Source organism: Williamwhitmania taraxaci, assembly GCF_900096565.1.
Lineage (GTDB): Bacteria > Bacteroidota > Bacteroidia > Bacteroidales > Williamwhitmaniaceae > Williamwhitmania > Williamwhitmania taraxaci.
This window is the reverse complement of the sequence record NZ_FMYP01000115.1, coordinates 1-6,372: the sequence shown is the minus strand read 5'-3', so window position 1 is coordinate 6,372 and position 6,372 is coordinate 1. Positions and strand designations below refer to the sequence as shown.

The window sequence follows — 6,372 nt, the reverse complement described above, 5'->3', positions numbered from 1 at the left end:
GAGAATGAAAATGCCATCCGCACCCAGGTTTGGTGCACGCTGATCGCCCAGCTGCTCATGACCGTGATCCAAAAGATGGCCAACACCCAGAAAGCATTTTCGGTGGTGGCAACGCTAGTCCGGATACACCTGATCAGCCTACTCGATGTTTTTGAGCTGCTCCGCAGCACCAAGCGGGACTACTTAAATAAGCGAGGTTCGCCAGATTTATACGGTCAAATTAAACTTATTTTCTGAGGGGTGCTTTTCTAATAATCAAAATCGTTGCCTGTGTTTATTGGGATGCAGAGGCAATAAATGAATATTTAGAGTTTAGTCGGACAGTAGTGACTTAAAATAAATGAAACGGAAAGCCATACTGTCATAAAAGAGTAGGCGTTTAGGGCAGCTGTTTTTTGTAGCCTATGCAATAATGGTTGTTCCCTTTATATTATAGAATCGCCCCAAGAGCCATGGCTTTTGGGGCGATTTTTTAGTGCATTCACGAGGTTAGTTTCAAAAGGTCGGAGTTTGGTGGGCGTTCTGGAAGCACAGCCATGTGTATAGAAAAAAGCACCCGGGGTGACTTTTCTTTGTGAAAAGTCACCCCGGGTGCTTTATGGTATGGCGTAGTGGCTACAGCTTAATGCTTACCGTTGTTGCCTTTTGTCCCGAAACGGTAAGGCTAATGGTAGCCTTGGCGGCATCCCACTTCCAGCCCTTTAGGGTTTTCCCGTTTACCATCACCTGCTTGGGCTGGCGGGTAAGGTTGTGCGCGCTGGGAATTTGGGTTGTTGTAAGGTGAAAAACCGACTAACTGTTTTTGAAGTTTATGAAACAATTGCTTGGAGTGTTTGATTAATTGAGTAATTTCGATTACAGAGAACCTACAAGATTTACGATTTCAACCATCGCCAACCAAAACCGAAAAGAAATGAAAAAACAATTGATTAACCTGCTGTGCGCTGCTATGGTATTGTACAGCGTTGGGCTGGCCAGCTGCTGCAAGGATAAGGACGACGATACCCCCCGGGTAGGGCAATCGACGGCGGTGTTCAACCCCGACAAGACCTACGGCACCATGACCGACACTGAGGGGAACGTATACCGCACCATAACCATTGGCACCCAAACGTGGATGGCCGAGAACCTGCGCACCACCCGCTACCGCAACGGCGACCCCATACCCAACGGGGCCACCACCGACTGGCCGCTGAGCGACAACACCCCCGGCGGCTACTGCAGCTACAACAACACCTCCGACCCCGATACCATCGTTACCTATGGGCTGCTCTACAACGGCTACGCGGTGCTCGATGGCCGCAACCTAGCCCCCGAGGGGTGGCACATCCCCACCGCTGCCGAGTGGGATACCCTTATAGCCTTTGTGGCCGCAGGGGAGGGAACTACCGATATGTACGGTAGTAATTCGATAGCCGGAGGTAGGCTTCGGGAGGCGGGCACGCTCCACTGGGGTAGGGCAAACCGGGCCACCAACAGCAGTGGCTTTACCGCGCTACCGGGTGGGCATAGAGGACCAGGTAAGCCCTCTTTCAATCAAGTTGGCTACACCTGTAACTTCTGGTCTGCTACCTTGTATGATTCCTTTATACTATATTATTATAATTCGTGCCCCGATTTCCTTTCCTTTGGGAAAATGGCTTTTACTATGCCTGCCGGCTTTTCTGTTCGATGTGTTAAGAATTAAGAAATATGTTAAGAGCAACGACGTGTGCTAAAAATCCTCAAATTAATCAACCAAAACCAAAATATGAAAAACGTTTTATTTAGTTTGCTTTGCACAGCGATTGCTGTAGGTAGTTTGGCGCTTGCCAGCTGCTGCAAGGATAAGGACGACGATACCCCACGGGTGGGGAAATCGACGGCGGTGTTCAACCCCGACAAGACCTACGGCACCATGACCGACACTGAGGGGAACGTGTACCGTACCATAACCATAGGCACCCAAACGTGGATGGCCGAGAACCTGCGCACCACCCGCTACCGCAACGGCGATCCCATACCAAGCGGGGAGAATGACGAGTGGCTTTTTGGCGAGGGGACTCCCGGTGCCTGCTGTCGCTACAAAAACACCCACGATCTTGATTCCGTTGCCACCTTTGGGCTGCTCTACAACGGCTTCGCGGTGCTCGATAGCCGCAACCTAGCCCCCGAGGGGTGGCATATTCCCACTAACGTTGAGTGGGATACTCTAATGACAACAGTGGCTGAAGGAGAGGGACAGACTCAATATCCAATAAATACAATAGCGGGTGGCAAGTTGAGGGAGGCGGGCACGCTCCATTGGGGCAGGGCCAACCGGGCCACCAACAGCAGCGGCTTTACCTACCTTCCAGGCGGGGTACGTAATCCGGGGAAGCCCTCTTTTGAGCAAGTTGGCTACGGTGGCTTTTGCTGGTCTGCATCAGTTTATATGAATGGTATGCTCTGGTATTGTTCTTCTACTCCAGACTTTCTCTCCTTTGGTCGGCATGCTGGTCCCTGTGATGTGGGCATGTCGGTTCGCTGTGTTAAAGATTAAGTGGGTAACATGGACTGTAAAATGCGTATTGAACCTTAACCAAATATAAAAAGTAGAAATGAAAAAAGTAATGATTGTTGTTTGCACGGCGATTGCTGTAGGTAGTTTGGCGCTGGCCAGCTGCTGCAAGGATAAGGACGACGATACCCCACGGGTGGGGAAATCGACGGCGGTGTTCAACCCCGACAAGACCTACGGCACCATGACCGACATTGAGGGGAACGTGTACCGCACCATAACCATAGGCACCCAAACGTGGATGGCCGAGAACCTGCGCACCACCCGCTACCGCAACGGCGACCCCATACCCAACGGGGCCACCACCGACTGGCCGCTGAGCGATAACACACCCGGCGGCTACTGCAGTTACAACAACACCTCCGACCCCGATACCATCGCCACCTTTGGGCTGCTCTACAACGGCTACGCGGTGCTCGATAGCCGCAACCTAGCCCCCGAGGGGTGGCATATTCCCACCGCTGCCGAGTGGGATACCCTTATAGCCTATGTAGCCGCAGGGGAGGGTATTACCCAGAATGGAATAAATACGGTTGCTGGGGGCAAGCTGAGGGAGACGGGTACGCTCCACTGGGGCCGAGCCAACCGGGCTACCAACAGCAGCGGCTTTACCGCCCTGCCGGGAGGATCTCGAGGTCCGGGAAAACCATCTTTCGATCATGTGGGATATACTTGTTTTTTTTGGTCTTCAACTATTTATGATAGTTATAGTTTATGGTATTCTTCTTCAAGTTCAGATTTTCTTTCCTTTGGTACAGTGATGTTTTCTAAACCCTGTGGAATGTCCGTTCGATGTATTAAAGATTAATGTATGGTTTCTTGCTTTAACTTTTTTTTACAAAATCAACCAAAAACCAAAAATGAAGAATGTTTTATTTAGTTTGCTTTGCATAGCTATGGTTGTGCTAGTTGGTGGAAATGCTAGCGCTATCGATAACCTCACCGCATCAATCCCCAAGACCGAGAAGAGTAAGGGCTACCTTATGCCCATGAAGGCGGGGAGTAGCACTCAGTTTCAAGTTCAGGTAAAGTGTAACGTGCTCGATACCTTTACCGTTTCTATTAATAAGGAAACCACCTTTGGCGGATGTGCCAGTTGGTTTACTATCGACGTAAACAGCTTTGTTCTAACCATTGGGCAAACGGCTACGTTTCTTGTTACAGTTAGCCCTCCGGCTGGAACGATAGATTACACCTACCATTTTCGTCCTTACTTCAAAACGAATGACAGGTATGGAAATGATCAATCATTTGATTTGGGCAGAGATCTTAGTTTGATTATTGACAACACTCCACCCGAGATACTAGCCATACGGCAGCTGGGCGAAGCAAAGAGCACCTCGGTAAGCTTTAGCTGGGATTGCGCCGATAGCCGCTCCGATGAGTATACTTCCGCTACCAATAAAACTGTTGGGGTAATGGGAATAAGGAGCTACGGCATAGCGCTGCGCAATCAAAACGGAGCTACGGTGGATAGCAAATCATACGATGCCACGCTCAGCAACAACCTTCACACCTTTACGGTGCAGCCCAATGCCGTATACACGCCGGTGGTTTCGGCTGTCGATTTGGCCGGGAACTCTAGCGCAAAGGCTGGGGTAGCGGTAACAACACCGCCCGCAGCACCAGCAAATCTAGCATTTAGCAATACGGACTATTGTAGCACTACCCTAAGTTGGACTGCTTCACCAGGCGCCACTCGCTATCGTGTGTATGATGCCACGAAGAGCCCCGCTACTGAAATTTATACTACTGCGGGAACATCGTATACCGTTACCGGGCTGAAGGCCGGAACCACCTACAAGTACTACGCCACGGCAGTAGGTGCAGCAGGAGTTTCCCCCAGTAGTAGTGTGGTTTCGGTTGCAACGCTTACGATCCCTAAACCAATAATAACGGGTCCATCTGCTGTCTGTTCTCTCAGTAATGCTACTTACACCGTTACCAATATGCCTTCTGGATGTTCTGTTTCGTGGAGCAGCAGTTTAAATATAGTTTGTGTTTCGGGTCAGAGTAGCAATAGTTATGTTGTTAGATCGAATGACAATGGTGCCGGATTTATTACAGCTACCATTATTTCGTGTGGAGGCAGTTGCTCTAATACATGTCCTGTTGTTGTAGGCTCTCCAACACCTGGCCCAATTTCTATTCGCTTTGATGCTCCACCAAAGAGGTGTTCTGCTTCTATTGCTCCAATGCTAGGTGCTACGTCGTACCGATGGTATGTAGATGGTGTTTTGGAGCAGGATGAACTAAGAATTCGCTGTATTTTTGATCGGCAACTCCATAATTGTGGTCATGTATACTACGTAGATGTAGCGGCTGTAAATGCATGCGGTGTGTCGGAAATAAGCCATGCAGAGGTATCGGAGACACCCTGTGAAAATGATTTCAGAATTTTCCCCAACCCTGCTTCCGATAATGTAACATTGACCATTGGCGGTAGTGAGAATACGGCATCGTTTTTATCAACAAGCACTGCTGCATCAGCACCGTTCGGGGTAAGATCTACCTTGGCTGGCTCGTATACTATTCGTATATTGGATAACTACGGAATGCTAAAAGTTACGCTAAAGAGTTCTGGTGAACCGGTTGTAATACCCGTGGGTAGTTATAATAATGGAGTTTATATTGTTGAGATAAATGATGGGAAAAGAGTGTCTCGGCAGCAGCTGTTGGTAAAGCACTAGTTGTGAAAATTGCCGAAGTTCGTCTGCTTGTATCCGCTGTTTTGGCAATATGATAGTGAACTAAAGGGGTGACTTTTCTTAGCGAAAAGTCACCCCGATTGTTTTATGGTATAGCTTAATGCTTACCGAAGTTGCCTTTTGTCCCGAAACGGTGAGGCTAATGGTGGCCTTGGCGGCATCCCACTTCCAGCATAGTATTGGTGGTGTTCATGTGCAAGCAGGGTAGTACTTAGTCTTGGATGGGCAGAAATCCTTTTTCGCCCAGTTGTTTTATTACGCCTCTTAGAAGATAGTTGTTGTCAAACCGAATGACATATTTCCTTGTTCCTTCTTTCTCGGGAATAAGCATTTTTCTATCAATTAACCTTCGTATCTGTCTCGACACCTCTGCATCAGTTTTTCCGAGAAAAATATCCTTGATGTCTGCAGCTTGCATGGCTTGTTTTTCTACAACTTTCTTAAGTATTTTTGCCTCAACATAGGTGATATATTTCCTGCTTAGAGAGTAGTTAATGGCAGGAAGAAGTATCTCCTTTTTCAGGTAAGTGTAGTCGGTTAGTTTGTCTACTTTCTCTATCTCTTCTTTCAGCCCATTAAGTACATATTCTGACCACGAAATCATTGCATTTTCGGTTCCGCTATCGGCTTCCGCAAGGTGGTTGTAGTAGTCGTTTCGATTACTGCAAAATACTGCGGTCGGATTAATTATTCTTCCAACGTTCACGTTAAAACCTGTTTTTACAAGCATTGCATAGGTGAAAAGACGAACAGTTCTACCGTTTCCATTCCCAAATGGGTGAATCCATACGAATCGATGGTGGGCAATGGCCGCTTTTAGTAAATCATACTTTGGACTATCTTTCCTTTCAATAAAATCAAGCAATTCGGTCATGTAATCATCCACTTTCAACCAATCGGGTGGAAGGTGCATTGATTTGTTAATTTTAAGGTTGATCTTGCGGTATTCCCCCGGTGTTAGGTCGCCTTCTCCTTCAGGCGGTGGTTGTAGTCCATCTACAATCATTTTATGCATCTCACTTACAAAGGCTCGGCTCTATTCAGTGATAATGTTGTTGCAAAAATTTGCTTATCTTAGTGGAAAGTCTCTATGATATGACAATAATTGAACAAATCCGAGAACTC

Annotated in this window: 5 protein-coding genes and 1 pseudogene; 5 read left to right on the top strand and 1 reads right to left on the bottom strand. The window is 47.8% G+C overall.

Annotated elements, in window-relative coordinates; translation table 11 throughout:
* From BLS65_RS18510 to BLS65_RS16900, 5 genes and pseudogenes are all read left to right on the top strand, one after another.
* Positions 1-237, top strand: a pseudogene (locus BLS65_RS18510) (hypothetical protein); the annotation flags it as partial.
* Positions 238-913: 676 nt separating this feature from the next.
* Positions 914-1,687 carry a fibrobacter succinogenes major paralogous domain-containing protein gene (locus tag BLS65_RS16915; protein WP_092440985.1) on the top strand — a complete coding sequence of 258 codons (774 nt, stop codon included), beginning with the start codon at positions 914-916 and terminating at the stop codon, positions 1,685-1,687.
* A gap of 63 nt (positions 1,688-1,750) precedes the next feature.
* Positions 1,751-2,521 (top strand): fibrobacter succinogenes major paralogous domain-containing protein, encoded by a 771-nt coding sequence (locus BLS65_RS16910; protein WP_125869934.1) that lies wholly within the window; start codon positions 1,751-1,753, stop codon positions 2,519-2,521.
* Positions 2,522-2,579: 58 nt separating this feature from the next.
* Entirely contained in the window at positions 2,580-3,347 is a 768-nt protein-coding gene (locus BLS65_RS16905; protein WP_092440983.1) for a fibrobacter succinogenes major paralogous domain-containing protein, read from the top strand.
* Between the two features lie 52 nt (positions 3,348-3,399).
* Positions 3,400-5,229, top strand: coding sequence for a fibronectin type III domain-containing protein (locus tag BLS65_RS16900; protein ID WP_125869933.1), 1,830 nt, complete (start codon positions 3,400-3,402; stop codon positions 5,227-5,229).
* Between the two features lie 229 nt (positions 5,230-5,458).
* On the opposite strand, the gene BLS65_RS16895 is transcribed toward BLS65_RS16900, so the two are convergent.
* Positions 5,459-6,262, bottom strand: a complete 804-nt coding sequence (locus BLS65_RS16895) for a Fic family protein (protein WP_092440981.1) — start codon at positions 6,260-6,262, stop codon at positions 5,459-5,461.
* Positions 6,263-6,372 lie beyond the last annotated feature (110 nt).